At 34.1% G+C, this 25,612-nt stretch carries 21 protein-coding genes, 1 tRNA gene and 3 rRNA genes; 24 read left to right on the top strand and 1 reads right to left on the bottom strand.

Annotated elements, in window-relative coordinates; all coding sequences use genetic code 11:
* Window positions 1-19: 19 nt before the first annotated feature.
* From fmt to FVE75_RS09520, 11 genes are all read left to right on the top strand, one after another.
* Window positions 20-979 carry a methionyl-tRNA formyltransferase gene (gene fmt, locus FVE75_RS09570; protein WP_147006233.1) on the top strand — a complete coding sequence of 320 codons (960 nt, stop codon included), beginning with the start codon at window positions 20-22 and terminating at the stop codon, window positions 977-979.
* A 46-nt stretch (window positions 980-1,025) separates the two neighbouring features.
* Window positions 1,026-1,691, top strand: coding sequence for a redox-sensing transcriptional repressor Rex (locus FVE75_RS09565; protein ID WP_147006232.1), 666 nt, complete (start codon window positions 1,026-1,028; stop codon window positions 1,689-1,691).
* Window positions 1,692-1,734: 43 nt separating this feature from the next.
* Window positions 1,735-2,592 carry a bifunctional methylenetetrahydrofolate dehydrogenase/methenyltetrahydrofolate cyclohydrolase FolD gene (gene folD, locus FVE75_RS09560; protein WP_147006231.1) on the top strand — a complete coding sequence of 286 codons (858 nt, stop codon included), beginning with the start codon at window positions 1,735-1,737 and terminating at the stop codon, window positions 2,590-2,592.
* A gap of 19 nt (window positions 2,593-2,611) precedes the next feature.
* Window positions 2,612-3,094 (top strand): acetyl-CoA carboxylase biotin carboxyl carrier protein, encoded by a 483-nt coding sequence (gene accB, locus FVE75_RS09555; protein WP_147006230.1) that lies wholly within the window; start codon window positions 2,612-2,614, stop codon window positions 3,092-3,094.
* A 36-nt stretch (window positions 3,095-3,130) separates the two neighbouring features.
* The gene (locus tag FVE75_RS09550) at window positions 3,131-4,420 is read left to right on the top strand and encodes a hemolysin family protein (protein ID WP_147006229.1); all 1,290 of its coding nucleotides are present in this window, start codon (window positions 3,131-3,133) and stop codon (window positions 4,418-4,420) included.
* 9 nt (window positions 4,421-4,429) lie between these two features.
* Window positions 4,430-4,882 (top strand): NUDIX domain-containing protein, encoded by a 453-nt coding sequence (locus tag FVE75_RS09545; protein ID WP_147006228.1) that lies wholly within the window; start codon window positions 4,430-4,432, stop codon window positions 4,880-4,882.
* A gap of 293 nt (window positions 4,883-5,175) precedes the next feature.
* Window positions 5,176-5,706, top strand: coding sequence for an adenine phosphoribosyltransferase (locus tag FVE75_RS09540; protein ID WP_147006227.1), 531 nt, complete (start codon window positions 5,176-5,178; stop codon window positions 5,704-5,706).
* A gap of 848 nt (window positions 5,707-6,554) precedes the next feature.
* Window positions 6,555-8,065, top strand: a 16S ribosomal RNA gene (locus FVE75_RS09535).
* 113 nt (window positions 8,066-8,178) lie between these two features.
* Window positions 8,179-11,076, top strand: a 23S ribosomal RNA gene (locus tag FVE75_RS09530).
* Window positions 11,077-11,137: 61 nt separating this feature from the next.
* Window positions 11,138-11,249: ribosomal RNA gene (gene rrf, locus FVE75_RS09525) — 5S ribosomal RNA — on the top strand.
* Together the 16S, 23S and 5S rRNA genes with 1 tRNA gene alongside form the textbook arrangement of a ribosomal RNA operon.
* A 14-nt stretch (window positions 11,250-11,263) precedes the next feature.
* A tRNA-Asn gene (locus FVE75_RS09520) sits at window positions 11,264-11,340 on the top strand.
* Window positions 11,341-11,544: 204 nt separating this feature from the next.
* Here the strand turns inward: FVE75_RS09520 and FVE75_RS09515 are convergent.
* On the bottom strand, window positions 11,545-12,171 hold the full coding sequence (locus FVE75_RS09515; RefSeq protein ID WP_147006226.1) for a histidine phosphatase family protein: 627 nt from the start codon (window positions 12,169-12,171) through the stop codon (window positions 11,545-11,547).
* A gap of 1,006 nt (window positions 12,172-13,177) precedes the next feature.
* On the opposite strand from FVE75_RS09515, the gene cobK reads away from it, so the two are divergent.
* The 13 genes from cobK (at window position 13,178) to FVE75_RS09450 (ending at window position 25,550) form a co-directional block, all read left to right on the top strand.
* Window positions 13,178-13,972: a precorrin-6A reductase gene (gene cobK / locus FVE75_RS09510; RefSeq protein WP_147006225.1), complete on the top strand. Its 795-nt coding sequence runs from the start codon at window positions 13,178-13,180 to the stop codon at window positions 13,970-13,972.
* 400 nt (window positions 13,973-14,372) lie between these two features.
* Window positions 14,373-14,948 carry a bis(5'-nucleosyl)-tetraphosphatase (symmetrical) YqeK gene (yqeK, locus tag FVE75_RS09505; protein ID WP_147006224.1) on the top strand — a complete coding sequence of 192 codons (576 nt, stop codon included), beginning with the start codon at window positions 14,373-14,375 and terminating at the stop codon, window positions 14,946-14,948.
* A 264-nt stretch (window positions 14,949-15,212) separates the two neighbouring features.
* Window positions 15,213-17,489, top strand: a complete 2,277-nt coding sequence (rnr, locus tag FVE75_RS09500) for a ribonuclease R (protein ID WP_147006223.1) — start codon at window positions 15,213-15,215, stop codon at window positions 17,487-17,489.
* A gap of 21 nt (window positions 17,490-17,510) precedes the next feature.
* Entirely contained in the window at window positions 17,511-17,960 is a 450-nt protein-coding gene (smpB, locus tag FVE75_RS09495; protein WP_039889111.1) for an SsrA-binding protein SmpB, read from the top strand.
* A gap of 225 nt (window positions 17,961-18,185) precedes the next feature.
* Complete coding sequence (gene ulaG / locus FVE75_RS09490) at window positions 18,186-19,247, top strand: L-ascorbate 6-phosphate lactonase (RefSeq protein WP_147006222.1); 1,062 nt, start codon at window positions 18,186-18,188, stop codon at window positions 19,245-19,247.
* A 71-nt stretch (window positions 19,248-19,318) separates the two neighbouring features.
* Window positions 19,319-20,842 (top strand): PTS ascorbate transporter subunit IIC, encoded by a 1,524-nt coding sequence (locus FVE75_RS09485; RefSeq protein ID WP_147006221.1) that lies wholly within the window; start codon window positions 19,319-19,321, stop codon window positions 20,840-20,842.
* A gap of 29 nt (window positions 20,843-20,871) precedes the next feature.
* Window positions 20,872-21,153 (top strand): PTS sugar transporter subunit IIB, encoded by a 282-nt coding sequence (locus tag FVE75_RS09480; protein WP_147006220.1) that lies wholly within the window; start codon window positions 20,872-20,874, stop codon window positions 21,151-21,153.
* Window positions 21,154-21,179: 26 nt separating this feature from the next.
* Window positions 21,180-21,629 carry a PTS sugar transporter subunit IIA gene (locus tag FVE75_RS09475; RefSeq protein ID WP_147006219.1) on the top strand — a complete coding sequence of 150 codons (450 nt, stop codon included), beginning with the start codon at window positions 21,180-21,182 and terminating at the stop codon, window positions 21,627-21,629.
* A 105-nt stretch (window positions 21,630-21,734) separates the two neighbouring features.
* Window positions 21,735-22,394, top strand: coding sequence for a 3-keto-L-gulonate-6-phosphate decarboxylase UlaD (locus tag FVE75_RS09470; RefSeq protein WP_147006218.1), 660 nt, complete (start codon window positions 21,735-21,737; stop codon window positions 22,392-22,394).
* 9 nt (window positions 22,395-22,403) lie between these two features.
* The gene (locus FVE75_RS09465; RefSeq protein WP_147006217.1) at window positions 22,404-23,279 is read left to right on the top strand and encodes an L-ribulose-5-phosphate 3-epimerase; all 876 of its coding nucleotides are present in this window, start codon (window positions 22,404-22,406) and stop codon (window positions 23,277-23,279) included.
* Window positions 23,279-23,980, top strand: coding sequence for an L-ribulose-5-phosphate 4-epimerase (gene araD / locus FVE75_RS09460; RefSeq protein ID WP_147006216.1), 702 nt, complete (start codon window positions 23,279-23,281; stop codon window positions 23,978-23,980). The genes FVE75_RS09465 and araD overlap by 1 nt, the downstream gene beginning before the upstream one ends.
* A gap of 103 nt (window positions 23,981-24,083) precedes the next feature.
* Window positions 24,084-24,491: a helix-turn-helix domain-containing protein gene (locus FVE75_RS09455; protein ID WP_021744463.1), complete on the top strand. Its 408-nt coding sequence runs from the start codon at window positions 24,084-24,086 to the stop codon at window positions 24,489-24,491.
* 240 nt (window positions 24,492-24,731) lie between these two features.
* On the top strand, window positions 24,732-25,550 hold the full coding sequence (locus FVE75_RS09450; RefSeq protein ID WP_147006215.1) for a transketolase: 819 nt from the start codon (window positions 24,732-24,734) through the stop codon (window positions 25,548-25,550).
* The last annotated feature ends 62 nt before the right edge of the window (window positions 25,551-25,612 follow it).

Below are 25,612 nucleotides of genomic sequence, written 5' to 3'. Positions count from 1 at the left end.
CAGGAAAGTGAGAAATTAAATGAAGACAATATTTATGGGAACACCAGAATTTGCAATACCAAGTCTGGAAGTTGTATTTAAAAATACGGATTTACAGCTTATTTTTACAAAAGAGGATAAAGTAAATGCCAGAGGAAATAAAATTATATTTTCTCCCGTAAAACAGTTTGGAATTGATAATAATGTGGAAGTTGTTCAGCCAAAAAAAATGAAGGATGAAGAAGTTATAAACAAAATTAAGGAAATAAATCCTGATTTAATCGTAGTTGTAGCTTATGGAAAAATTTTGCCAAAAGAAATAATTGATATTCCAAAATATGGGATAATAAATGTTCATTCTTCACTTTTACCGAAATATAGGGGAGCTTCGCCTATTCATTCTGCTATTTTAAATGGGGACACTGAAACAGGTGTGAGCATAATGTATATTGAGGAAGGGCTTGATTCTGGAGATGTGATTTTAAAGGAATATTGTGAAATTGCAGAAGATGATACGCTTGGAACTCTGCACGATAAATTGAAGGATTTGGGAGCGGCTGGACTTGAAAAAGCGTTGAAACTGATTGAAAACGGGGAAGTTCAGTCAGAAAAGCAGGATGATAGCAAAGCCACTTTAGTAAAGCCAATTACAAAGGAGCAGGCAAAAATCGACTGGAATAGCACAAAAGAAGTTATTTACAATCAAATTCGTGGATTAAACCCATTTCCAGCGGCACATACTTTCAATGAAAAAGGTGAAAACATAAAAATTTACAAAAGTGAAAAAATTGAAAAAAAATATGAAGATGAAATAGAAAATGGTACAATTGTTGAAATTATGAATAAAAAAGGGCCTGTTGTAAAAGTTGCAAATGGGGGAATATTGATTTTGGAGGCAAAATTTGAAGGAAAAAAACTTCAAAAGGGAGTAGATATTATTAATGGACGTAAAATGGTAATTGGAGAAAAATTATTGTATAGCAATTCTAGTTCAAAATAAGAATAGAAGGCTAGATTGTAATTTTCTAATTTTCATAGGAGGAAATATGAAGTTAAAAAAAATGGAAATTTCTGAAAGAGTTATACAAAGATTGACAGAATATCTGTCTATTCTAAAAGAAGTCCGAAAACAGTATAACGAAATAAATTCCATCGAACTTGCTAAAATTATGAATACTACTTCTGCTCAGGTACGTAAAGATTTATCAACATTTGGTGAGTTTGGTGTACGAGGGAAAGGTTATGATATAGATAATCTGATAGAAATTATTACAAAAATTCTTGGAATTGATAAAATTAACAATGTGATAATTGTGGGACACGGTAAAATGGGAGAAATGCTTTCCTCAAATCTCGATGTCTTAGGTGAAGGATTTAAAATTGTTGGGATATTTGACAAGGATAAGAATAAGATTGGGAAAACAGCTGCTAATAATTTAATTGTTCAGGATATACAAAATGTTGATGAATTTATAAAAAATATGAAGAATAATTCTGATACAAGAATTGAAATGGCTATTTTAGCAGTTGTAAAAGAACAGGCGCAAATTGCAGCAGAAAGTCTTGTAAAAAGTGGAATTTCTGCAATACTTAACATGACAACTTATAAATTAGAATTAGATAAAAACATAAAAGTTGTAGATATGGATATTTCAGCAAAGTTACAGGAATTAAATTTCTGGAGAATAAATAATATAAGCGAAAAAATATAATATCGAAAGGAGAACCTGTTAAATTTAATTTAGCAGGAAAGCTATGACTATAATTGATGGAAAGGCGCTTTCAGAAAAGATTTTGATAGAAATTGAACAGGAACATAGTGAACTGGAAAAGAAAGTTGGCAGAAAAGCTGGACTTGCGGTAATTATAGTAGGAGAAAATTCTGCTTCACAAATTTATGTAAGAAATAAAATAAAAGCTTGTGAAAGAGTTGGATTTTATTCTGAAACAATTAGACTTGATGAAAATATTACAGAAGAAAATTTACTTTCAGAAATAAAAAAATTAAATAATAATAGCAATATAGACGGAATTTTGGTACAATTACCACTTCCTGAACATATTGATGAATTAAATATTGTAAATGCAATTTTAGCTGAAAAGGATGTTGATGGATTTCATACGACAAACATTGGTAAAATGATGATTGGAGATGAATCAGGATTTTTGCCTTGCACACCAGCTGGAGTGATTCAGATGTTTGAAGAATATAATATTGATTTGAAAGGAAAAGATGTCCTTGTGATTGGGCAAAGTAACATTGTGGGAAAACCAATGACACTTTTGTTAATGCAAAGGCACGCAACGGTTCAAACTTGTAATTCAAAAACAAAAAATCTATCTGAAAAATTACAAAAAGCCGATGTAGTAATAGCAGCCGCAGGTTATCCAAAATTAGTAAAAGCATCTGATGTAAGGGAAGGCGTCGTTGTGATTGATGTTGGAATAAACCGTGTGGATGGAAAGTTATGTGGAGATGTGGATTTTGAAGAAGTTTCTAAAAAAGCCTCTTTCATTACCCCTGTTCCCGGCGGTGTTGGTCCAATGACAATTGCAATGCTAATAAAGAACACATTTAAATCATATAATCAAAAAATAAATAATACTAAATAAAAAGAAAGTGAGAAAATTAATGAAAGATAAAATTAAATTTATTGAAAAATTAGCCGAAAGTATGAATGAAAATAAAATTGAATCAGTAAAATATGAAGATAATAATTTTGAAGTTTCATTGACTAAGAAAAAGAAAGAAAGAAATGTCATAGTAAATAATGCGTTAGCTCAACCTATGACTACAGCACCATCAAATATTCCGCAGGAAGTACAACCGCAAGAAACATCTCCTGCACCAATACAGGAAGCATCTTCTGAAGAAATTTCAGGAACACAAATCACTTCCCCAATGGTTGGTACTTTTTATGCATCACCATCGCCAACAGCGTCTCCATTTGTAAAAGAGGGAGATTCCGTTACAGAAGGACAGACACTTTGTATAGTAGAGGCAATGAAACTTATGAATGAAGTAAAATCAACAGTTGCAGGAAAAGTAAAAAAAATACTTGTTAAAGACAAGGATAGTATAAAAAAAGGTCAGACATTAATGATTATTGAATAATTTTTATAAAAATAAAAAATAAAGAAGGGATAAAATTTGGAAGAGAAGAGGATTTTGTTAGATATTGTTCTATTATTGGTTTTATTGTTTTTTACATCGTTTTTATCAGCTGCAGAGTCAGCATTATCATCGCTTAAGCAGATACATTTAAAAAGTGATTCAAAAGAAAAGGAGAAAACAAAGGAAAGCGAACTTTTAAAGCTTTGGCTGGAAAATCCGAATGAATTACTTACAACACTTCTGTTTGTGAAGACAATTTCTTATTCTTCAATGGTTTTTACAGGAGTTTACTTAATAAAAAGAATTTATGCAGAAAATCTTTTTGTAGGAATTTCATTTTTTGTGTTAATTGTTCTTATCCTGATATTTTCTGAAATGGTACCGAGGCTGATAGCAAGAAACAACATCTACGGAGTTTCTAGAACATTAATAATTCCGTTAAATACAATACGAATTGTATTAAAACCGTTAATTCGCTTATTTATACATATTTCAAGATTTATTGTTGGAATATTCAAGATAAAGGTAAAAGATCAAATGTTTGAAATAACAGAAGATGAAATTTTAACATTTTTAAAGGCTGGAACAGAAAGCGGTGTATTTGAAGAAGGCGAAGAGGAAATGATTACCAGTATTTTTGAATTTTCCGAAACAACAGTCAAGGAAATACTTACTCCACGAAGAGACGTATTTGCATTGGAAGCAGAAAGCAAAATAGACGATGTATGGGATGAAATTTTAGATCAAGGGTTCACACGTATCCCAATTTATACAGAAACAATTGACAAAATAGTAGGAACAGTCCATATGAAAGATTTACTCCGTTACGATAAGCAAACTGGAGAAAATCCTCCAATAAAGGATTTTATGAAAGAAGCCTACTTTGTTCCAATCACAAAATCTTTGATTGAATTGCTAGAAGAATTCAAGTTAAAGCAGCTTCATATGGCAATAGTTATTGATGAATATGGAGGAACACAGGGAATCGTAACAATTGAAGATTTACTAGAAGAAATTGTTGGAGAAATAAGAGATGAATTTGATCAGGAAGAAGAAAATATTCAGCAAATTCGTGAAAAAATATTTGATATAAAAGGAGACACCCCTATTGAGGAAGTAAACGATAAATTGAATATAGAAATTCCTTTATCTGAAGAATACGATACAATCTCAGGATACATTCAAGATAAACTTGGAAAAGTCGCTGATGTTTTTGATCAGGTAAAAGGTGATAAATTTATATTAAAAGTGACTGATATGGATAATAAACGTGTTGAAAGAATAAGAGCGATTATTATTGATCAGGAGGAAGAAAAGGAAGAATAAGGAGAAAAAATGGAAGAAGTTAGACCACGAATACGTGTGGCAGGAATTCTTATCGAAGATAATAAAATCCTGCTAATCCAACATCACAAAAATGACAAAAAATACTGGCTTATTCCTGGCGGTGGAAATGATTGGGGCGAAACTACAAAAGAAGCTTTAATTCGTGAATATAAGGAAGAAACAAATATGGATATAGAAGTTGATGAATTTCTGTTCTTTTCAGAAACAATTTCCCCAGATAAGAAACGTCATGTTTTAAATCTGTTTTATAAAATACACCGTAATAATAAAAATGATAGTATCATAAAATTAGGAGAAGAAGCAGTCTTGACAGATTTGAAATTTGTAACAAAAGAAGAATTGGAAACAATGATAATTTATCCAAATATTAAGGAAAATTTATTAAAACTAATGAATAATGAAAAAATAAGAACTGATTTAGGAAGTTTATGGAATGATTAATTAAGAAATATTTATATGTAGTTTATTAGTTGTATCATAAGTTAAATAAATCACTGAATCATAAATTTTATGTATTTAATATTTTGATAAAAACAATAAAGATGATAACTATTGGTTTTTGAAAATAATAACATTTGTATCAGTAAAATTGTTTTTGATTTATGAAATACTGTTATATCTTAAATTTATTAAAAATTAAATTAATTCAAACAATACGAATCAAAAATTCATAAGTATAAGCGTACACAGAATTATTATTAATTATATAATTGTAGAAAAGAGGAAGAAAAAAAATGAAAATAGAAGAAAAAGAAAAGATAGAAAAATTAATCCGTTCAGTAGAAGATTTTCCAGAAAAAGGAGTAATTTTTAGAGATATTACAACAGCGTTAAAAGATAAAGAAGGGCTGAAAATCATCATAAAGGATTTTACAGACAGATACAAGAATAAAGGAATAGACTATGTAGTAGGAGCTGATGCGAGGGGATTTATTTTCGGAGCTGCAATAGCTTATAATATTGGAGCAGGATTTGTTCCTGCAAGAAAGCCTGGAAAATTACCTGCAGAAGTTGAAAGTGTAGAGTATTCTTTGGAATATGGTAAAAATAGTATAGAAATCCATAAAGATGCTTTTGAAAAAAATTCGAAAATATTGATTGTTGATGATTTGCTAGCTACAGGAGGAACCGCCAAAGCAATGGTTCAATTAGTAGAAAAATTAGAAGCAGAAGTATATGAATTAGCGTTTATGATAGAATTATCAGATTTAAAAGGACGAGAATTTCTTAAAGGGTATGAAGTCTACTCACAACTAAAATATTAATAAACTTCAAAAGGGATCTTTCTAATTACCATGATTAGAAAAATTCCTTTTTTTATACACAATTTTTTATATAAAAGCCGTAATAATATGCAATAGGTTATTTATAAATTTTAAATCATATCATATTAACCCTCGTTTTAAGTAACGAAATTATTACAAACTTTTCTAAATAAGGAGAATAAACATAATATTTTTAAATAATTAAAATATAATTTTAGTTTTTTTAATAAAGTCTATTATGAATAAATCATCGGAGCGTTTTTCTATACGGGAAAAACTACCTAAACATGGCAAGTTTTTATCAATTCTGAAGAATATTGTAGATAAGTTATAGGTATTACGTAATAATATTATTACAATTTTAATTATTAGGATAAACCTTTATTGCAAAATAAGGATTTATGGCAACGAGTAATTCTACGAAAATAAAAAGAAAAAACATAGTAATATAAAAAAATAATTATTAATCAAGATATAGTAAAAACAATTTAATCGAATGATATGAATTAGCTATTAAACAACACTATTATAAAAATTTATTCCCATTTTTAAACGAGGGTTAGTATTAGTATAAAATAGTAATTCCAAGGTTCTTTCTAAGGATTAAAAAATGGTTTACGAATAAAAAAATGAAAAAAACTTTGAAAAAATGAAAAAAAGTAGTTGACAAAGGGGAGGGGATATGATAATATATATCTTGTCGATACGAAAAAGTATCGCAGGACAATAGAAGATAAGAATAGAAGAAGCAACAATGTGTAAGATATAAATAAAAGTCAAGAGCACTTGCCTTGAAGGCAAGAAACTCGTCAAGACTAAGGTGGAAATAAAATATATGAGAAATATATTGAATGAAGAGTTTGATCCTGGCTCAGGATGAACGCTGACAGAATGCTTAACACATGCAAGTCATTGGTGAAGCTGCGCTTGCGCAGTCTAGCCAAGGCGGACGGGTGAGTAACGCGTAAGGAACTTGCCCTGCAGACAGGGATAACAGACGGAAACGACTGATAACACCTGGTATTGTCAGGCTGGCGCATGCCGGCCTGATGAAAGGAGACGCTGCAGGAGAGCCTTGCGTCCTATTAGCTAGTTGGTGGGGTAACGGCCCACCAAGGCGATGATAGGTAGCCGGCCTGAGAGGGTGAACGGCCACAAGGGGACTGAGATACGGCCCTTACTCCTACGGGAGGCAGCAGTGGGGAATATTGGACAATGGGGGCAACCCTGATCCAGCAATTCTGTGTGCACGAAGAAGGTTTTCGGATTGTAAAGTGCTTTCAGCAGGGAAGAAGAAAGTGACGGTACCTGCAGAAGAAGCGACGGCTAAATACGTGCCAGCAGCCGCGGTAATACGTATGTCGCAAGCGTTATCCGGAATTATTGGGCATAAAGGGCATCTAGGCGGCCCTGTAAGTCTAGGGTGAAAACCTGCGGCTCAACCGCAGGCCTGCCCCGGAAACTACAGGGCTAGAGTATCGGAGAGGTGGACGGAACTGCACGAGTAGAGGTGAAATTCGTAGATATGTGCAGGAATGCCGATGATGAAGATAGTTCACTGGACGGTAACTGACGCTGAAGTGCGAAAGCTAGGGGAGCAAACAGGATTAGATACCCTGGTAGTCCTAGCTGTAAACGATGATTACTGGGTGTGGGCATGAAGAGTGTCCGTGCCGAAGCAAATGCGATAAGTAATCCGCCTGGGGAGTACGGCCGCAAGGCTGAAACTCAAAGGAATTGACGGGGACCCGCACAAGCGGTGGAGCATGTGGTTTAATTCGACGCAACGCGAGGAACCTTACCAGATCTTGACATCCTGCGAATGCCCGTGAGAGCGGGCAGTGCCTTCGGGAACGCAGAGACAGGTGGTGCATGGCTGTCGACAGCTCGTGTCGTGAGATGTTGGGTTAAGTCCCGCAACGAGCGCAACCCCTATCGTTAGTTGCCATCATTAAGTTGGGGACTCTAGCGAGACTGCCTGCGAAGAGCAGGAGGAAGGTGGGGATGACGTCAAGTCATCATGCCCCTTATGATCTGGGCTACACACGTGCTACAATGGCCGGTACAGAGAGCAGCCAGGCGGCAACGCCGAGCGAATCTTTAAAGCCGGTCCAAGTTCGGATTGAAGCCTGCAACTCGGCTTCATGAAGCTGGAATCGCTAGTAATCGCAGATCAGCAATGCTGCGGTGAATACGTTCTCGGGTCTTGTACACACCGCCCGTCACACCACGAGAGTTGTCTGCACCTGAAGCTGCTGGTCCAACCGCAAGGAGGAAGGCATCTAAGGTGTGGATAGTGATTGGGGTGAAGTCGTAACAAGGTATCCGTACCGGAAGGTGCGGATGGATCACCTCCTTTCTAAGGAGCAACATGCACAGCTTCTTCTTATGTCTATGTTCAATACTAGGACAATGGGAAATGAATAGTAGGTAAAAGATTACAATTAAACTGGAGTAAAAAGTTATTCTGGAGAAAAAGCTAACAAGGGCACACGGAGGATGCCTAGGCAACAGCAGCCGATGAAGGACGTGATAAGCTGCGATAAGCCGGGAGGAGATGCACATGATCAGTGATTCCCGGATTTCCGAATGGGTAAACCTGCATGTCTGGAGGACATGCGTGAAAACGGTAAGCCCGCGAACTGAAACATCTAAGTAGCGGGAGGAAAAGAAAGTAAAAACGATTCCCTGAGTAGCGGCGAGCGAACGGGGAGGAGCCTAAACCGTGCCAGTGCCAAGCGGACAGCGTTGCTGGCACGGGGTTGTGGGACTTCCATCAGCGGATTGTCATAATGCTTAAGCCGCATATGTGTAAGTGGAACCAGCTGGGAAGCTGGACCGAAGAAGGTGATAGTCCTGTAGAACATAAAGCATATGCTGCGACTGGAAGCACCCGAGTAGCGTCAGGCACGAGGAATCTGGCGTGAATCAGCGTGGACCATATCACGCAAGGCTAAATACTGCTGTTGACCGATAGTGAAGAGTACCGTGAGGGAAAGGTGAAAAGAACCCTGAGCAAGGGAGTGAAACAGAATTTGAAACCGTGTGCTTACAAACGGTAGGAGCACTTTATGTGTGACTGCGTGGATTTTGGTTAATCATCCTGCGAGTTATGGCTGGTGGCAAGGTTAATAGAACGGAGCCGAAGGGAAACCGAGTCTTAACAGGGCGACAAGTCGCCAGCCATAGACGCGAAACCTAGTGATCTAGGCCTGTCCAGGCTGAAGCTGAGGTAAGACTCAGTGGAGGGCCGAACTCACCGCCGTTGAAAAGTTGGGAGATGAGATAGGTCTAGGGGTGAAAAGCCAATCGAACTAGGAGATAGCTCGTTCTCTCCGAAATGCATTTAGGTGCAGCCTTGGCATGAAGATATGCGGGGGTAGAGCTCTGTATGGTCTAGGGGGCGTACTGCTTACCGAAATCAAGCAAACTGCGAATACCGCATATTAATAGCCAGGAGTGAGTCCGTGGATGACAAGGTCCTCGGACGAGAGGGGAACAGCCCAGACCGCCAGCTAAGGTCCCTAATTATGTCTAAGTGGGAAAGGAGGTGGATATTCACAGACAACCGGAGGTTGGCTTAGAAGCAGCCATGCCTTGAAAGAGTGCGTAATAGCTCACTGGTCGAGAGTATCTGCGCCGAAGATGTAACGGGGCTAAGACATAAACCGAAGCTGCGGAGGCGTGCTTGCACGCCTGGTAGGAGAGCGTTCTGTAGGCCGTTGAAGGAATGCCGCAAGGCCATTCTGGAGGTATCAGAAGTGAGAATGCAGGAATGAGTAGCGAGAAGGCGGGCGAGAATCCCGCCGGCCGGAAGTCCAAGGTTTCCAGGGGAAGGTTTGTCCGCCCTGGGGGAGTCGGGACCTAAGCATAAGCAAAAATGTGATGGCGAATGGAAAACAGGTTAATATTCCTGTACCGCTGTTATCGCCTGAGAGACGGAGTGACGCAGGAAGGTATGCGGGAAGGCTGACGGAATAGCCTTTCTAAGGGCGTAGCATGGGCATGCAGGAAAATCCGCATGCCTAAATGTGAGACCTGACGGGTAAGTGCATCTTGCATAAGCCGCGATCCTACACTGCCGAGAAAAACTTCTATCGATGAGAACCAGCGCCCGTACTGTAAACCGACACAGGTGGACAGAGTGAGAAACTTAAGGCCGACAGGATAACTCTAGCTAAGGAACTCTGCAAAATGGCCCCGTAACTTCGGGAGAAGGGGTGCCTGACATACCTGAAGGGAGAGACGCCCTGAGGGGAAACAGGCCGCAGTGAAGAGTCCCAAGCAACTGTTTACCAAAAACACAGGTCTATGCTAAGCTGAAAGGCGACGTATATGGGCTGACACCTGCCCAGTGCCGGAAGGTTAAGAGGAGGGTTGAGAGACTCGAATTGAAGCCCCGGTGAACGGCGGCCGTAACTATAACGGTCCTAAGGTAGCGAAATTCCTTGTCGGGTAAGTTCCGACCTGCACGAATGGTGAAATGATTTGGGAGCTGTCTTGGCTGGAGACCTTATGAAGTTGTAATGCCGGTGAAGATACCGGCTACCTGCAGTAGGACGGAAAGACCCCGTGGAGCTTTACTGTAGTTTGGCATTGGGTTCTACTGCATGTGTATAGGATAGTTGGGAGACTGTGAAGCCAAGGCGTCAGTCTTGGCAGAGTCGTCGTTGGAATACCAACCATATGCCGTCGGAATTCTAATCTGGAAACGGAGACAGTGCTAGATGGGCAGTTTGACTGGGGCGGTCGCCTCCCAAAGAGTAACGGAGGCGTTCAAAGGTTCCCTCAGGCTGGATGGAAATCAGCCTAAGAGTGCAAACGCATAAGGGAGCTTGACTGCAAGACTGACGGGTCGAGCAGGCACGAAAGTGGGAGTTAGCGATCCGGCGGTTCCGAATGGAAGGACCGTCGCTCAACGGATAAAAGCTACCCCGGGGATAACAGGCTGATACTTCCCAAGAGTCCAAATCGACGGAAGTGTTTGGCACCTCGATGTCGGCTCGTCTCATCCCGGCTGGAGAAGGTCCCAAGGGTTGGGCTGTTCGCCCATTAAAGAGGCACGCGAGCTGGGTTCAGAACGTCGTGAGACAGTTCGGTCCCTATCCACTGCAGGCGCTTGAGCACTGAAAAGATCTGACCTTAGTACGAGAGGACCGGGTTGGACAGACCTCTGATGTATCAGTTGTCACGCCAGTGGCACGGCTGAGTAGTCACGTCTGGAACGGATAACCGCTGAAAGCATCTAAGCGGGAAGCCGGCTTTGAGATGAGTGATCGCAGTATCCATGGAGAACACATGGTCGATACCAGGTGCAAGCGCAGCAATGCGTTCAGCTGACTGGTACTAATATTACGTATGCTTTTATGTAGTCTTTTGCTTCTGCTATTTATTTCCCATTGCCTTAGGCAATGCAATCTATATTCAAAAGTTTGGCGATCATAGCGGCAGGGATACACCCGGTCACATTCTGAACCCGGCAGTTAAGTCTGCCTGCGCCTACGATACTTGATTCGTCCCGGGAAAATAGGAAGCCGCCAAACTTTTTTTCTTTTGCGTCTCCGTAGCTCAGCCGGTTAGAGCATCTGACTGTTAATCAGAGTACTGTTGGTTCGAGTCCAACCGGGGACGCCATTCTTTTTATACCCCTTATCATCTAATTTCCTCCCTCGGAAGTTTTTTTGCTTTTTTTCATTATACAGCTCTTCCATAAAAGTAAACTATAGTGAATTTATAGTAAAACTAGTTTAAAATAGAACTCAAAAATTATGACTATTTTACTCAAACCATAAATTATATAATTTCTATCAGTTCAATTTTAAATAGGTTCGAGTACAATTAAAGGATTTTGTATTTTTCATTTTCTAAAGTAAAAATTTTATATTCTCCATTACCTATTAGCTTGCGTTCGTCTAAGTCATGAGCTTTTTTATTTTGAATATAATTAAAAAATAGTTCTAAGACTGTTCCGTGTGTTACAATTAAAATATTTCCGTATTCATGGTTAGAACTGATTTTTTTTAAACCTTTTAAAAAACGTTCTAATCCATCTTTTAGTTCTTCTCCTTTTATATTTTTAGCAGTATAGTTTTTTACATCGTAAAAGTAATTATGAGCTTCTTCTGGGTATTTTATAAAAATCTCTTTGAAATTCATTCCTTGCCATTCTCCAAAGTTGATTTCATTTAATTCAGACAGTTTATAAAGTGTTAATTTTTCATTTTTATTTTTTATTTTTTCAAAATTATTATTTTGTAAAATTATTTTAGCAGTAGAAATTGTTCTCCCTAGTTCACTAGTATAAACTGCTTCGAATTTTATATTTTTAAGCTCTGATGCGGTTTTTTCGATTTTTTTTATTCCTTCTGGTGTAAGTGGTGAATTTAATTGTCCTTGAAATTTTTCTAATACGTTCCATTCTGTTTGCCCATGTCTTACAATATATAGTTTTAATTTGTTATCCATATTTTTATAAGGGTATCTTATAAGATGAAAATAAATTTTATTAACATAATGTTGTATACTTATTTGTTTGGTAATATTTTCTTTATGAGTAGAGAAATCTATTGAAAATAGTATTGATTTTATTTCTTAATTTATATAGTTATCCAAAAAAGTTTATTTTTAAAAATCAATAGATATTATTTTATTGATTTTATAGATGTAGTAAAATATGTAGAATTTATGACTTGATATTTTCATTTATCTTATAAGATAGCTCCTTGTATTCCTTTCTGTCATTTTTTATTTTATACTAATTTATTTTAGAATAATAGATATTTCATGAATTTGCAATTACATAATATTAATTAAATATTTTGATTTTCTTGTAATTATGCCAACTTGATTGAAATTTGAAATGAAAAATATGTTAAATTAATAAAATTAGTTATACAGGTATATTTTTATTTTAAAATAGAACTAAGATATTTTTTGTTTATTTTATAAATTTTCAATTGTATATTATCTAGTTTAGATTTAAAATTTTTTATTATTATTTTTGTTTTAAGTGAAGTTTAGTATTGAATTTTTAGAAAATCATAATTTTCAAATTTTGTAACTTAAGAGTAGTTTATTTATTGAAAAATTTGATTAATATTGTAAATTTTTTTCTTAATAATGAATAGAATATCAGATTTTTTGTTTATTGTAAAGTTTATTTTTTAAATGTTTTATCTATTTTTTTTATTTATTTTATAGTGTGATTTGTATTATAGTGTTTAATATTATTTTCTATGTTAAATAGTGATTTATAAATTTTGAATTATATTACATATTATTTAATAATAGGATAAAAATAGCTATAAAACATCGTACTTTTTATTTGGTTAGTAAATTTATTAGAAAAATATATTGAATAAATTATAAATAATATTTGCAAAAGTTAAAATTATTAGTATAATAATAAAGTAGTATAATCAAATGTATTTGATAGATACTAAAATTATAATGATTAGGAAAGGGAAATTAAATGATTTGGATAATTGGTGGAACAAAGGATTCCAGAAGTATTTTAGATGAAGTTTTGAAAGTTCGGGAAGATGAAATTATTGTGAGTACAGCTACTGAGTATGGTGGAAAATTACTTGAAGATGTGGCTAAAAATGAAAAAGTGCATGTACTTTCAGAAAGATTGAATGTACTGCAGATTGAAAGCATGATTTTAGAAAAGAAGATTGACTTAATTATTGATGCTAGCCATCCATATGCACAAAATATTAGTAATACTGTTATTTCAATGGTAAGTTATTTGAATGAAAGAGCCGAAAAAGGAAAAGAGATAAAATATGTAAGATTTGAAAGAAAAATGGTTGATTATGGAAGTGAAAATGTATTTAAGTTCAAAAATTTACAGGAAATAATTATGTTTTTAAATAAAGTGGAAAATAAAAATGTATTAAGTACATTAGGATCTAATACTTTAGAAGAAATAAAGGAAATAAGAGAGAAGAATAATTTGTTTGTTAGAATTTTACCAACAACAACTTCAATACAAAGTGCTGAAGAGCTTGGATATTTACCTAAAAATATAATTGCAATGCAGGGACCATTTTCTAAAAATATGAATATTGCGATGTTAAAAGATTTTAAGATTGATTATCTTATAACAAAAGAAAGCGGTGAAACTGGGGGAGAACTTCAAAAAGTTGAAGCATGTCAGGAATGTGGAGTAAAAATTTTAGCAATAAAACGTCCAGTATTAAATTATGGAATATTTTTCCATACAATTGAGGAATTAATAGAATATATTGTAAAACTTGTTTAAAGTTTTAGTGAAGAATAGTAGAAATAAATTATACAACTAGTATATTTTCTATTAAAAAAAATTACATTTTAATCATTTTAAAATATTAGATTTTATTCTTTTTTGAAAAATTTTCTATGAATTTATTATTTTATCGAGTTTAGTATAATAGTTTTTTTTAAAAAAGTAAGAATAGCTTTAATAAAAAATAATAAAGCTTTCTTGATTATTTAGATTTATTGTTTTTTTCTTTCTAGTGTAGTATAATAATGTCAATAGATGTTGATTTATGGTTATACTTAAAAATTAGAGTAAAAATATGTAAAAGGTGAAAGATTGGCTGTAGAATGAGCTAATCTTTTATTCTTGATTTAAGCTGAAATTACTATATTTGAAGTTATAAATTAGGGGAAGTGGTATTATGAATATAGAAGTAATTAAGAAGAATGTAAAAAAATATTTGGATGAAAAAAGATACAATCATGTGGAAAGAGTTGCTAAATGTGCTGTGGAACTTGCAAAAATTTATAATGTAGATGTGGAAAAAGTTGCAGCTTCAGCTTGGCTTCATGATGTGGCAAAATTTTTTGACTTGTCAGTTATGATTGACTTGACGAAGGGGAAATATCCTGAAGTAGAGGACAAGATGTCGAAGTCTACAGCTGTGCTTCATGGATTTGCAGGAGCTGAGTTTGTACGGCAAAACTACGAATTGTTTGGAATTGATGATGAAGAGATTTTGGATGGAATAAAATATCATACAATTGGGAAAGAAAATATGAGTACTCTTGCTAAGATTGTCTATCTTTCAGATGCGATTGAAGAAGGGAGAAGCTGGGAAGGTGTAGAAACAGCTAGAGAACTTGCGAAAACTGATTTAGATAAGGCAATAAAATTTGAAATTGAGGAAAAATTAAAATATTTACTTTCAAAGGATTCAATTATTCATCCGAATATTATAAAATTTAGAAATTCAATAATAGCAAATCAACTCTAAAATTAAAAAAATCAAATTTAATCTAAAAAATAAAAATTGATTTAAAATATATCTGAAAATTTATTATTTTCTCAATATATAAGTATATTTTATTAGAATTTTATAATTTAGACTAATACTAAATTTCATTGAAAAATATGAATTATATTAATTATAAGAAGTTTCAATACTCGTTAAAATAATATAGTTTAAAATTTATGAAGTATCTGTTATTTAAATGAAGAATAGTATAATTTGATGTATTGAATAAAATAGAGGTAAAATATGGGAAATAAACAAAAGAAAGAAAAACATAAAAATATTGAAAATAACGATAAAAATTTTCATAAAGGAAAAAAATTTAGTGGAAAAAATTACAATATTAAAAAAGAAAATGAAAAAACTCGGAAAATGGAACTTAAGGAAGAGCGTGAATTAAAATATTTGCGACAAGTGCTAGCAGAATATGAGTTTACTTTTCAGGAAATATTACAGCTGCTGGAATGGAGCCAGAAAAAACGGAAAATGTATAAGCAGCTTTTAAATGCATGGGAAGAAAGCGGAGATATTTATTTGAAAAGGAATGGAAGATATACCTTGCCTGAGAAGGAAGGGTTTGTGAAAGGGGAAATTTCTATTTCTAATGGAAATTTCGGATTTCTTGATATTAATGGAGAGGCTAGCGTCTTTATTCCTGGAGCTTATTTGAATACGGCTATGAATGGAGATACTGTTCTGGTACGTATTTTGAAGGAAAGTTCAGATGGAAAGAAGCGTGAAGGGGAAGTTTACAAAGTTGTAAAAAGAAATCGAGATGTTATAGTTGGAGTTTTTGAGCATAATTTAAGTTTTGGCTTTGTGCGTCCAAGAAATTCTCCGAAGGATATTTATATTCCGAAAAAATTGATAAAAGGTGCAAAAACTGGAGATTTAGTGGCTGTAAAGGTGGACTTTTGGGGAGATGAGGAAAGAAAGCCTGAAGGAGAGATTATAAGTATTTTAGGAAGTCCCAAGGATACAGAGGCACTAATTTCATCATTGCTTTTGAATGAAGGGATTGAGGAGAAATTTCCAAATGAAGTCTTGCAGGAACTGGACAAAATTGATGAGGATTTTTCGGAAGAACTAAAAAATCGAAAAGATTTGAGACATCTTGACATTATTACAATCGACGGTTCTGATGCGAAAGATTTGGATGATGCAGTTTATGTGGAAAAAACAGAAGATGGGTATAAACTTTTTGTAAGCATTGCCGATGTTTCTTACTATGTACGGGAAAATACCGAGATTGATACAGAAGCATTGAAGCGTGGAAATTCAATTTATCTTGTAGACAGGGTAATTCCTATGTTGCCAAGAAAATTATCAAATAATTTATGTTCACTTAATCCGAATGAGGATAAGCTAACTTTTACTGTAGAAATGGATTTGGATAAAAAAGGTAAAGTTGTAAGAAATGATTTTTACAAATCGGTTATAAAATCTAAATACAGAATGACTTATGAAAACGTAAATACAATTTTGGAAAAGAATGAAGAATCTGAAGAATATAAAGGTCTTTATGACAAATATAGAAAAATTGATGAAATGCTAAAAAATATGCTGGAATTATCTAAAATCATCAGAAACAACAAAAAGAGACGTGGGAGCATTGATTTTGAATTACCTGAGATAAAGGTAGTCTTAGATGATAATAAGGCCGTAAAGGACATTGTATTGCGTTCTAGAGGGGAAGCTGAAAGAATTATAGAAGACTTTATGGTTATTGCAAATGAAACTGTGGCGGAAAAACTTTTCTGGGAAGAAATTCCAGCAATTTACAGAGTCCACGAAGATCCTGACAAGGCGAAAGTTCAAGCATTAAATGAAACTTTGATAAAATTTGGATATTCATTAAAAGGACTGGAAGAAATACATCCTGGCAAATTTCAGAACATAATAGAAAGAACGACAGGATTGCCAGAAGGGTATTTGATTCACAAATTAATTTTACGAGCAATGCAGCGTGCAAGATATGCCAACAAAAATCTTGGACATTTTGGTCTTGCTTCTAAATATTATTTGCACTTTACATCACCGATACGTCGATATTCTGACTTAATTGTTCACAGAATGCTTGGACGTTCAATTGAAAAATTTATGAATGAAAAGGAAAAGGCTAAATATGGGTCTAATTTTGAAGCAATTGCCTCAAGTATTTCGAAAACAGAAAGAATAGCGGATAAACTGGAAGAAGACAGTGTAAAAATAAAATTAATTGAGTATATGCAAGATAAAATAGGACAAGTTTATATTGCTAGACTTAGCGGGATGAATAAAAATAAGATATTTATGGAACTAGAAAATCACATAGAAGTGGTTTACAATGTTACAACAGCACGTGATAATTTTATTTATGATGAGGAAAACTTTAAAATCATAGATAAAAGAAATAACGAGTCCTACACTATGGGAAGCACAATGAAAGTAAGTGTTGTAAGTGCAAGTTATACAAAAATGGAAATTGAGGTCATACCTTATGTGGAAGAAAGAGCAAAAATCGAGGAGGCTGAAGAGGAATAAAGAATATTGGAAGGAGGGAAAATGCCAGTATTAGCTAGAAATAAAAAGGCTTTTCACGATTATTTCATAGAAGACAAGCTGGAAGCAGGTATTGAACTTGTAGGAACGGAAGTAAAATCGGTGAAGGCTGGAAAAGTCAGCATAAAAGAAAGTTTTATAAGAATTATACGGGATGAAGTTTTTGTAATGAACATGCATATTACACCTTATGAATTTGGAAATATTAATAATGTGGCAGAATCTCGTGTGAGAAAATTGCTTTTGAATAGACGTGAAATAAAGAAATGGAGCGAAAAAATTAAGGAACAGGGATACACTATTGTTCCAATTTCAGTTTACACAAAGCAAAGGCTTGTAAAAATGGAAATAGGGCTGGCAAAAGGTAAAAAGATGCATGATAAGAGGGAATCGCTGAAAAGGAAAGACATTGACAGGGATATGAAGAAAATTCAAAAGAATTTTGGAAGATAGATGAGAATAAAATATTTTTAAATAAAAAATAGACAATAATATACAAATTAAAGTAAAAATTATTTGTTTTAATAATAACATTTTAGAAGAGGCTGATTATGCCTCTTTTATTTTTATAAAAATTTTTTTGAAAAATTATTGACTTTAAAAAAAAGTGGGGTATACTATTGTTAGCAAAAAGAAAACGATATATACAATTTAATAACATTTTTAGGAGGGACAATTATGTCAAAATTAGATGAAATCACAAGAGAATCTTGGATTTTAGGAACATTTCCTGAATGGGGAACTTGGTTAAATGAGGAAATAGCCGAAACAGTAGTAAAACCAAAAACTGTAGCAATGTGGTGGCTTGGAAACATGGGACTTTGGATAAAAACAGAAGGAAATGCAAATATTGCAATGGATATCTGGGTAGCAACAGGTAAAAGAAGTCAAAAAAATAAATTAATGAAACCTAAGCATCAGCATCAAAGAGCAGTCGGATGTGTAGCTTTACAGCCAAACTTGAGACTTACTCCGTGCGTAATAGATCCTTTTGCAATAGAAGGTCTTGATGCATTGCTTGCAACACATTCACATAGTGACCATATAGATGTAAATGTTGCGGCGGCAGTTGTAAAAAATTGTCCAGAAGCAAAATTCGTAGGACCAAAAACATGTATTGAAATTTGGAGAAAATGGGGAGTGCCTGAAGATAGACTGGTACAAGTAAAACCAGGAGATGAAATTACAATAAAAGATGCAAAAATAAAAGCATTGGAATCATTTGACAGAACTATGCTTTTAACAGTTGCTGAAGATGTAACATTAAAAGGAAATTTACCGCCTGATATGGATGAAATGGCAGTAAACTATTTAGTTGAAACAACAGGTGGAAATATTTACAATGCAGGAGATTCACACCATTCAAACTATTTTGTAAAACATGGAGATGAAAATAAAGTAGATGTGGCATTTGTAGGATATGGAGACAATCCAAGAGGAATGACAGATAAATTGACTTCTTCAGATGTGCTAAGAGTAGCTGAAGAATTGAAAACACAAGTTGTTATACCGCTTCATCACGATATTTGGTCTAACTTTATGGCAGATCCAAAAGAAATAACATTATTGTGGAATTATAGAAAAGACAGAATGAAGTATGAATTTAAGCCATATATATGGCAGCCTGGAGGGAAATTTGTATTCCCTGATAACAAAGATGATATGGAATATATGTACAGAAGAGGATTTGAAGACGCATTTACAATAGAACCTGATTTGCCATTCAAATCATTCTTGTAGGAAAATTAAATATATGGAAAAATATTTGGATAAAATGAAATTATTAAAAAAATATATAAAGGAGAAAAATCATGAATTTATTAATGGCAATTGGAACATGGTTTGGACAAAATATTTTAACTAAGCCAGAATTTTTTGTAGGTTTACTGGTTTTTGTTGGATATTTGTTCTTAGGTAAAAAAATATACGAGGCAGTTGGAGGGTTTATTAAGGCAACTGTAGGATACATGATATTGAATGTCGGTGCAGGAGGGCTAGTAACAACGTTTAGACCAATACTAGCGGCATTAAAGACTAAATTTGAATTAAATGCGGCCGTTATAGATCCCTACTTTGGATTACAGGCTGTGGATGAAGCAATAAAAAATATTATTGAACAGGATTCATCTAAATCTAATTTGGCAGCGGCTGTTATGATGGCACTTCTTATAGGATTTGTTATAAATATACTATTAGTGTTATTTAGAAAATTTACTAAAGTAAGAACATTGTTCATAACAGGGCATATTATGCAACAACAGGCTTCTACAGCAGCTTGGATGATATTCTTCCTGTTTCCTCAGTTCCAAAATATAAAGGGAGTAATATTAATAGGAATTTTTGCAGGAATATATTGGGCAGTTGGATCAAACTTATCAGTGGAACCAACTCAGAGATTAACAGAAAATGCTGGATTTGCAATAGGGCATCAACAAATGTTTGCTATATGGGTGGCAGATAAATTGGCTCCTAAAATAGGAAATCCTAAAAAGAAACTAGATGATTTGAAATTGCCTAAATGGTTATCAATGCTTCACGATGATATTATTGCAACAGGACTTATAATGATAGTGTTCTTTGGAATCATAATGTGGGTGCTAGGGCCTGAATTCTTTACTGCGAAATTTGGTAAATGTGTTATTGAAAATAGTGTACAGACTTGTCCAGTTATAAATCCTAATGGTGTTGCAGCAGGGGCATTTGATCCTAAAAAACTTTCATTTGGTACTTATATTGTTTCAACAACATTATTGTTTGCAGTATATTTAACAATTTTGAAAACAGGAGTTAGAATGTTCGTATCAGAATTGACAGTATCATTCCAAGGTATTTCAAATAAAATATTGCCTGGATCATTGCCTGCAGTAGATTGTGCGGCTTCTTATGGATTTGGATCGCCAAGTGCAGTATTATTCGGATTTTTAGTAGGAACAATAGCTCAATTTATTTCAATAGCAGGATTATTAATATTCAAATCGCCTGTATTTATTATAACAGGATTCGTTCCAGTGTTCTTTGATAATGCAACTATTGCTGTGTATGCTGATAAACGTGGAGGAGCAAGAGCTGCATTCATATTATCAGCTTTATCAGGAGTATTGCAAGTATTATGCGGAGCTGTGGCTGTAGCGTTATTCCAGTTAAAAGGTGGATGGCATGGAAATATCGACCAAAGTACGGTATGGCTAGCGCAAGGATTTGTAATGAAATATTTAGGAATAATAGGGTATGTATTGGTAATTGCTGCAATGCTTATAATTCCTCAAATTCAATATGCAAAATCTAAAAATAAAGAGCAATATTATGAAGGTACAGTAGATTTAGAAGAAAATTAAAATAAAAAAAAGGAAAGAAGTGAATAGTGATGATAAAAGTATTAGCAGTCTGCGGAAGTGGAATGGGAACAAGTATGATTATGAAGTTAAAAGTTGGAAAAGTTTTACAAAAATTGGGAGTACAGGCAGATGTAAATTCATGCAGTCTAGGAGAAGCTAAATCAGGACTTTCAAATTATGATTTAGTTCTTGCTTCAACTCATATCGCATCTGAATTAAAAGGTGGATCAAACACAAAAATAATAGGGCTTTTAAACTTACTTGATGAAAAAGAGCTGGAAAGTAAATTGACAGAAGCTGGAATAGCTTAAAAAATAAAAGTTGAGAGGAGATCTTTATGAATTTGCTGGATTCTTTGAAAGAAAATAATTCTGTTGTGTTACAGCAAGAGGCAAATAATTGGGAAGAAGCAATAAAAGTATGTATGAAACCTCTTTTGGAAAGCAATTCAATAGAGGAAAAATACATAGAAAATATAATAAAAAGAACAAAGGAGTTAGGACCTTTCTACATTTTGGCTCCAGGATTGGCAATGCCACATGAACGTCCTGAAATGGGAGTTAATAAAAATTCTTTCAGTCTTGTTACATTGAAAAAACCAGTATCATTTCCAGATGGACAGGAAGTGGATATATTAATTGGACTGGCAGCTGAAAATGATGAAGTTCATGCAGGAGAAGCAATACCTCAAATTGTAATGCTTTTTGATGATGAAGATGTTTTTGAAAAAATAAGAGAGGCTAAAACATCACAAGATATTTATAACTTGATAGAAGAAAAAGCATAACATATAAAAAAACCACTTTAAATTGCTCAAACTCTTTCTTAAATAATTTTTTAAGAGTTTGAGTATATTTTAAAAACGCATAAATTATGAAATGGAGGAAAAGTGATGGCAAAACCATTATTACAAGTTGCACTTGATCATTCGGATTTGAAAGGTGCGATAAAAGCAGCAGTATCAGTTGGGGAAGAAGTTGATGTGATAGAAGCTGGAACGGTGTGCTTGCTACAAGTTGGGAGTGAATTAGTTGAAGTGTTAAGAAATTTATTTCCTGATAAAATAATAGTGGCAGATACAAAATGTGCAGATGCAGGGGGAACAGTTGCTAAAAATAATGCTGTACGTGGAGCAGACTGGATGACTTGCATCTGTTCTGCAACAATTCCTACAATGAAAGCGGCTTTAAAAGCTATAAAGGAAGAACGTGGAGAACGTGGAGAAATTCAAGTGGAACTGTATGGTGACTGGACTTATGAACAAGCTCAGCTTTGGTTAGATGCGGGAATTAATCAGGCTATTTACCATCAAAGCAGAGATGCCTTGCTGGCTGGAGAAACTTGGGGAGAAAAGGACTTGAATAAAGTCAAGAAATTAATTGAAATGGGATTTAAAGTTTCTGTAACAGGTGGACTTAATACTGATACACTAAAATTATTTGAAGGTGTAGATGTGTTTACATTTATTGCAGGGCGTGGAATTACTGAAGCAGAAAATCCTGCGGCAGCTGCCAGAGCATTTAAAGCGGAAATTGATAAATATTGGAAATAGAGGAATAATATGAAAGATCTTAATAAATTAAATTTAGGAATATATGAAAAAGCTCTTCCTAAAGATATTGACTGGGTTGAGAGAATAAAGCTTGTTAAAGAATGCGGATATGATTTTGTGGAAATTTCTATAGATGAAACTGATGAAAGGCTTGCAAGACTGGATTGGTCGGATGACGAAATAAACAAAATTCATAAGGCATTAATAGATAATGGAATTAGAATACCATCAATGTGCTTTAGCGGACATAGAAGATTTCCGATGGGAAGCATGGATGAAAAAACTAGGGAAAAGGCTATGGAGCTAATGCAAAAAGCAATAATTTTTGCAGATAAAATGGGAATTAGAACGATTCAAATGGCTGGATATGATGTTTATTATGAAAAAGGAAATGAGCAGACTAAAAAATATTTTACTGAAAATTTAAAAAAGGCAGTGGAATGGGCATCTTCGTACAACGTAACACTATCAATAGAAATTATGGATCACCCATTTATCAATTCCATTACAAAATATATGGAATATGCGGGTATAATTAAATCTCCATGGCTAAAAGTTTATCCAGATGTGGGAAATTTGACAGCATGGCCTGAAAATGACACGCTGAAGGAATTGGAATTAGGAATAAAAAATGGAGAAATAACAGGAATCCATTTGAAAGATACTTTAGCAGTAACTGACACTTTTGAAGGGAAATTTAAGGAAGTTCCTTTTGGAGAAGGGTGTGTAGATTTTCCAAAAGTATTTAAAAAATTAAAGGAATTAAATTATAAAGGACCTTTTTTAATAGAAATGTGGACTGAAAAATCAGATAATCCAATTGAAGAAGTAAAAAAGGCAAAGCAATGGATGCTGGATAAAATGAAGGAAGGTGGATTTATCTAATGCTGGAAAAATTAAAGGAGCAAGTATTTAAGGCAAATTTAGAATTGCCAAAAAAAGGGCTGGTATTATTTACTTGGGGAAATGTGAGTGGAATTGACAGAGAAAAAAATCTGATTGTCATAAAACCTAGTGGTGTGGACTATGAAACAATGAAAGTAGAAGATATGGTAGTAGTTGATTTGGATGGAAATGTTGTAGAAGGTGATTTAAACCCTTCATCAGATACTCCTACACATATTGAGCTTTATAAAAAATTCCCTTCAATAGGAGGAATAGTTCATACTCATTCAACAAATGCTACAATATGGGCTCAAAGCGGAAGGGATATTCCAGCATACGGGACAACAAATGCTGATTATTTCTATGGGTCAATACCTTGTACAAGAAAAATGACAAAAGAGGAAATCACAGGAGAATATGAAAAAGAAACAGGAACGGTAATTATAGAAACTTTTGAAAAAAGAAATCTAAATCCACAACATATTCCAGGAGTTCTTGTAAATAGTCACGGACCTTTTACATGGGGAAAAAATCCTGATGAAGCTGTTTATAATTCTGTTGTATTGGAAGAAGTGGCAAAAATGGCAATGTTTACTGAAATGGTAAACAAAGATATAAAGCCAATGCAACAGGAGTTACTAGATAAGCATTTCTTGAGAAAACATGGAGCTAATGCTTATTATGGACAAAAGAAAAAATAATTTATAGACCGCATTTGTTGTGTAGTAAAAAGTTTCAGCAGTTCACAAAATCATAAAATTATGATATTATATTTCTATATGAATAAATTGATAAGGTGAAAAAATGGCTGAAAATGACAGTATAAAAACTAACTCTAATCTTGTGGAAGCATTAGGGTATTATATAAAAAATAAAAGACTACAAAAAAATATAGGACTAAGAGAAATGGCAGAAATGCTAAAAATCAGTCCAGCTTATTTATCTAATCTGGAATCAGGCAAGCATAATATGACAAATCCTCTTCTACTTAAAAAAATTGCTAAAATATTAAAGATAGATCATCTGAAACTATTTAAAATAATAGGATACACAGATAAGGATATGTCAGATTTGAAAAAGGAGCTTACTAATGAGATAATAGAGGAATTTTCAGATATAAATATCGGAGAAATAGTTAGGAATCTAATGGATATGAATTCAGAAAAAATAGAGCTGGTCAAGCAGTATATAGAACTGCTAAATAAAAAATAGTTACCGCTTTTTGTAAAAATGAAGGGAGTTTCACATTTTAGGTGGTTGCTCCCTTTTTATATGGAATTGATAAAAATAACTAATTTTTAAGCGAATTGACCATATAGTAAAACTGCTTTAAAACTAAACTCAAAAGGCTATGACTATTTTACTCAAACCCTAAATCAATATAATGTTTAGTAGTTTAATTTTAAATAGGTTTGAGTATAATATAAAAATATTAATTTATAGGAGGCTTTTATGAAAGTTGAGGAAATTCAAAAAATTTCAAAAGAACTTAGAAAAGATATTATTGAAATGATTTACAGCGCAAAATCAGGACATCCGGGAGGTTCACTTTCGATTGCTGATATTCTGGCTGTGCTTTACTGGAAGGAAATGAATATTGACCCAAAAAATCCAAAAATGGAAAACAGAGACAGATTAGTTCTTAGTAAGGGGCATGCTGCTCCTGCACTGTATGCGGCTTTGATTGAAAAAGGATTTTTAGGAGATGAAGGAAAAAATCTTATTCCAACACTTAGAAAATGGCACTCTCCGCTTCAAGGACATCCTGATATGAAAAAACTGGCTGGAGTTGAAATGTCAACAGGTTCACTTGGGCAAGGACTGTCTGCAGCAAACGGAATGGCTTTGAGTGCAAAAATTTACAATAATGACTACAGAGTTTATGCAATTCTAGGAGATGGAGAATTGCAGGAAGGTCAAGTTTGGGAAGCGGCTATGACTGCGGCACATTACAAGCTTGATAATTTAGTTGCGATAGTTGACTATAACAATTTGCAAATTGATGGAAAAGTTTCGGATGTAATGGATGTTGCTCCGATTGGGGAAAAATTCAAGGCATTCAAATGGAATGTAATAGAGATTGACGGACACAATTATGAAGAAATCATAAATGCTCTTGACACAGCAAGAACAGTTAAAGGACAGCCGACAGTTATTGTTGCGAACACTGTAAAAGGAAAAGGTGTCTCATTTATGGAAAATAACGCTGGATTCCACGGAGCTGCTCCAAATGATGAAGAATACAAGAAGGCAATGGAAGAATTGAGTTAATAATAGCAAGGGAAATCAATCGCCATTTCCCTTCATTTCACAATAATAGTTATTTTAACATA

The organism is Leptotrichia hongkongensis (assembly GCF_007990635.1).
Taxonomy (GTDB): domain Bacteria; phylum Fusobacteriota; class Fusobacteriia; order Fusobacteriales; family Leptotrichiaceae; genus Leptotrichia; species Leptotrichia hongkongensis.
Note: the sequence above shows the minus strand (reverse complement) of the source record. Positions and strands in the feature narration are given on the sequence as shown.

What these genes read in the sequence shown, in the direction of transcription:
- fmt (WP_147006233.1), top strand. Translation starts at nt 20, where the DNA reads ATGAAGACAATATTTATGGGAACACCAGAATTTGCAATACCAAGTCTG.
- FVE75_RS09565 (WP_147006232.1), top strand. Translation starts at nt 1,026, where the DNA reads ATGAAGTTAAAAAAAATGGAAATTTCTGAAAGAGTTATACAAAGATTG.
- folD (WP_147006231.1), top strand. Translation starts at nt 1,735, where the DNA reads ATGACTATAATTGATGGAAAGGCGCTTTCAGAAAAGATTTTGATAGAA.
- accB (WP_147006230.1), top strand. Translation starts at nt 2,612, where the DNA reads ATGAAAGATAAAATTAAATTTATTGAAAAATTAGCCGAAAGTATGAAT.
- FVE75_RS09545 (WP_147006228.1), top strand. Translation starts at nt 4,430, where the DNA reads ATGGAAGAAGTTAGACCACGAATACGTGTGGCAGGAATTCTTATCGAA.
- FVE75_RS09540 (WP_147006227.1), top strand. Translation starts at nt 5,176, where the DNA reads ATGAAAATAGAAGAAAAAGAAAAGATAGAAAAATTAATCCGTTCAGTA.
- FVE75_RS09515 (WP_147006226.1), bottom strand. Translation starts at nt 12,171, where the DNA reads ATGGATAACAAATTAAAACTATATATTGTAAGACATGGGCAAACAGAA.
- cobK (WP_147006225.1), top strand. Translation starts at nt 13,178, where the DNA reads ATGATTTGGATAATTGGTGGAACAAAGGATTCCAGAAGTATTTTAGAT.
- yqeK (WP_147006224.1), top strand. Translation starts at nt 14,373, where the DNA reads ATGAATATAGAAGTAATTAAGAAGAATGTAAAAAAATATTTGGATGAA.
- rnr (WP_147006223.1), top strand. Translation starts at nt 15,213, where the DNA reads ATGGGAAATAAACAAAAGAAAGAAAAACATAAAAATATTGAAAATAAC.
- smpB (WP_039889111.1), top strand. Translation starts at nt 17,511, where the DNA reads ATGCCAGTATTAGCTAGAAATAAAAAGGCTTTTCACGATTATTTCATA.
- ulaG (WP_147006222.1), top strand. Translation starts at nt 18,186, where the DNA reads ATGTCAAAATTAGATGAAATCACAAGAGAATCTTGGATTTTAGGAACA.
- FVE75_RS09485 (WP_147006221.1), top strand. Translation starts at nt 19,319, where the DNA reads ATGAATTTATTAATGGCAATTGGAACATGGTTTGGACAAAATATTTTA.
- FVE75_RS09480 (WP_147006220.1), top strand. Translation starts at nt 20,872, where the DNA reads ATGATAAAAGTATTAGCAGTCTGCGGAAGTGGAATGGGAACAAGTATG.
- FVE75_RS09475 (WP_147006219.1), top strand. Translation starts at nt 21,180, where the DNA reads ATGAATTTGCTGGATTCTTTGAAAGAAAATAATTCTGTTGTGTTACAG.
- FVE75_RS09470 (WP_147006218.1), top strand. Translation starts at nt 21,735, where the DNA reads ATGGCAAAACCATTATTACAAGTTGCACTTGATCATTCGGATTTGAAA.
- FVE75_RS09465 (WP_147006217.1), top strand. Translation starts at nt 22,404, where the DNA reads ATGAAAGATCTTAATAAATTAAATTTAGGAATATATGAAAAAGCTCTT.
- araD (WP_147006216.1), top strand. Translation starts at nt 23,279, where the DNA reads ATGCTGGAAAAATTAAAGGAGCAAGTATTTAAGGCAAATTTAGAATTG.
- FVE75_RS09455 (WP_021744463.1), top strand. Translation starts at nt 24,084, where the DNA reads ATGGCTGAAAATGACAGTATAAAAACTAACTCTAATCTTGTGGAAGCA.
- FVE75_RS09450 (WP_147006215.1), top strand. Translation starts at nt 24,732, where the DNA reads ATGAAAGTTGAGGAAATTCAAAAAATTTCAAAAGAACTTAGAAAAGAT.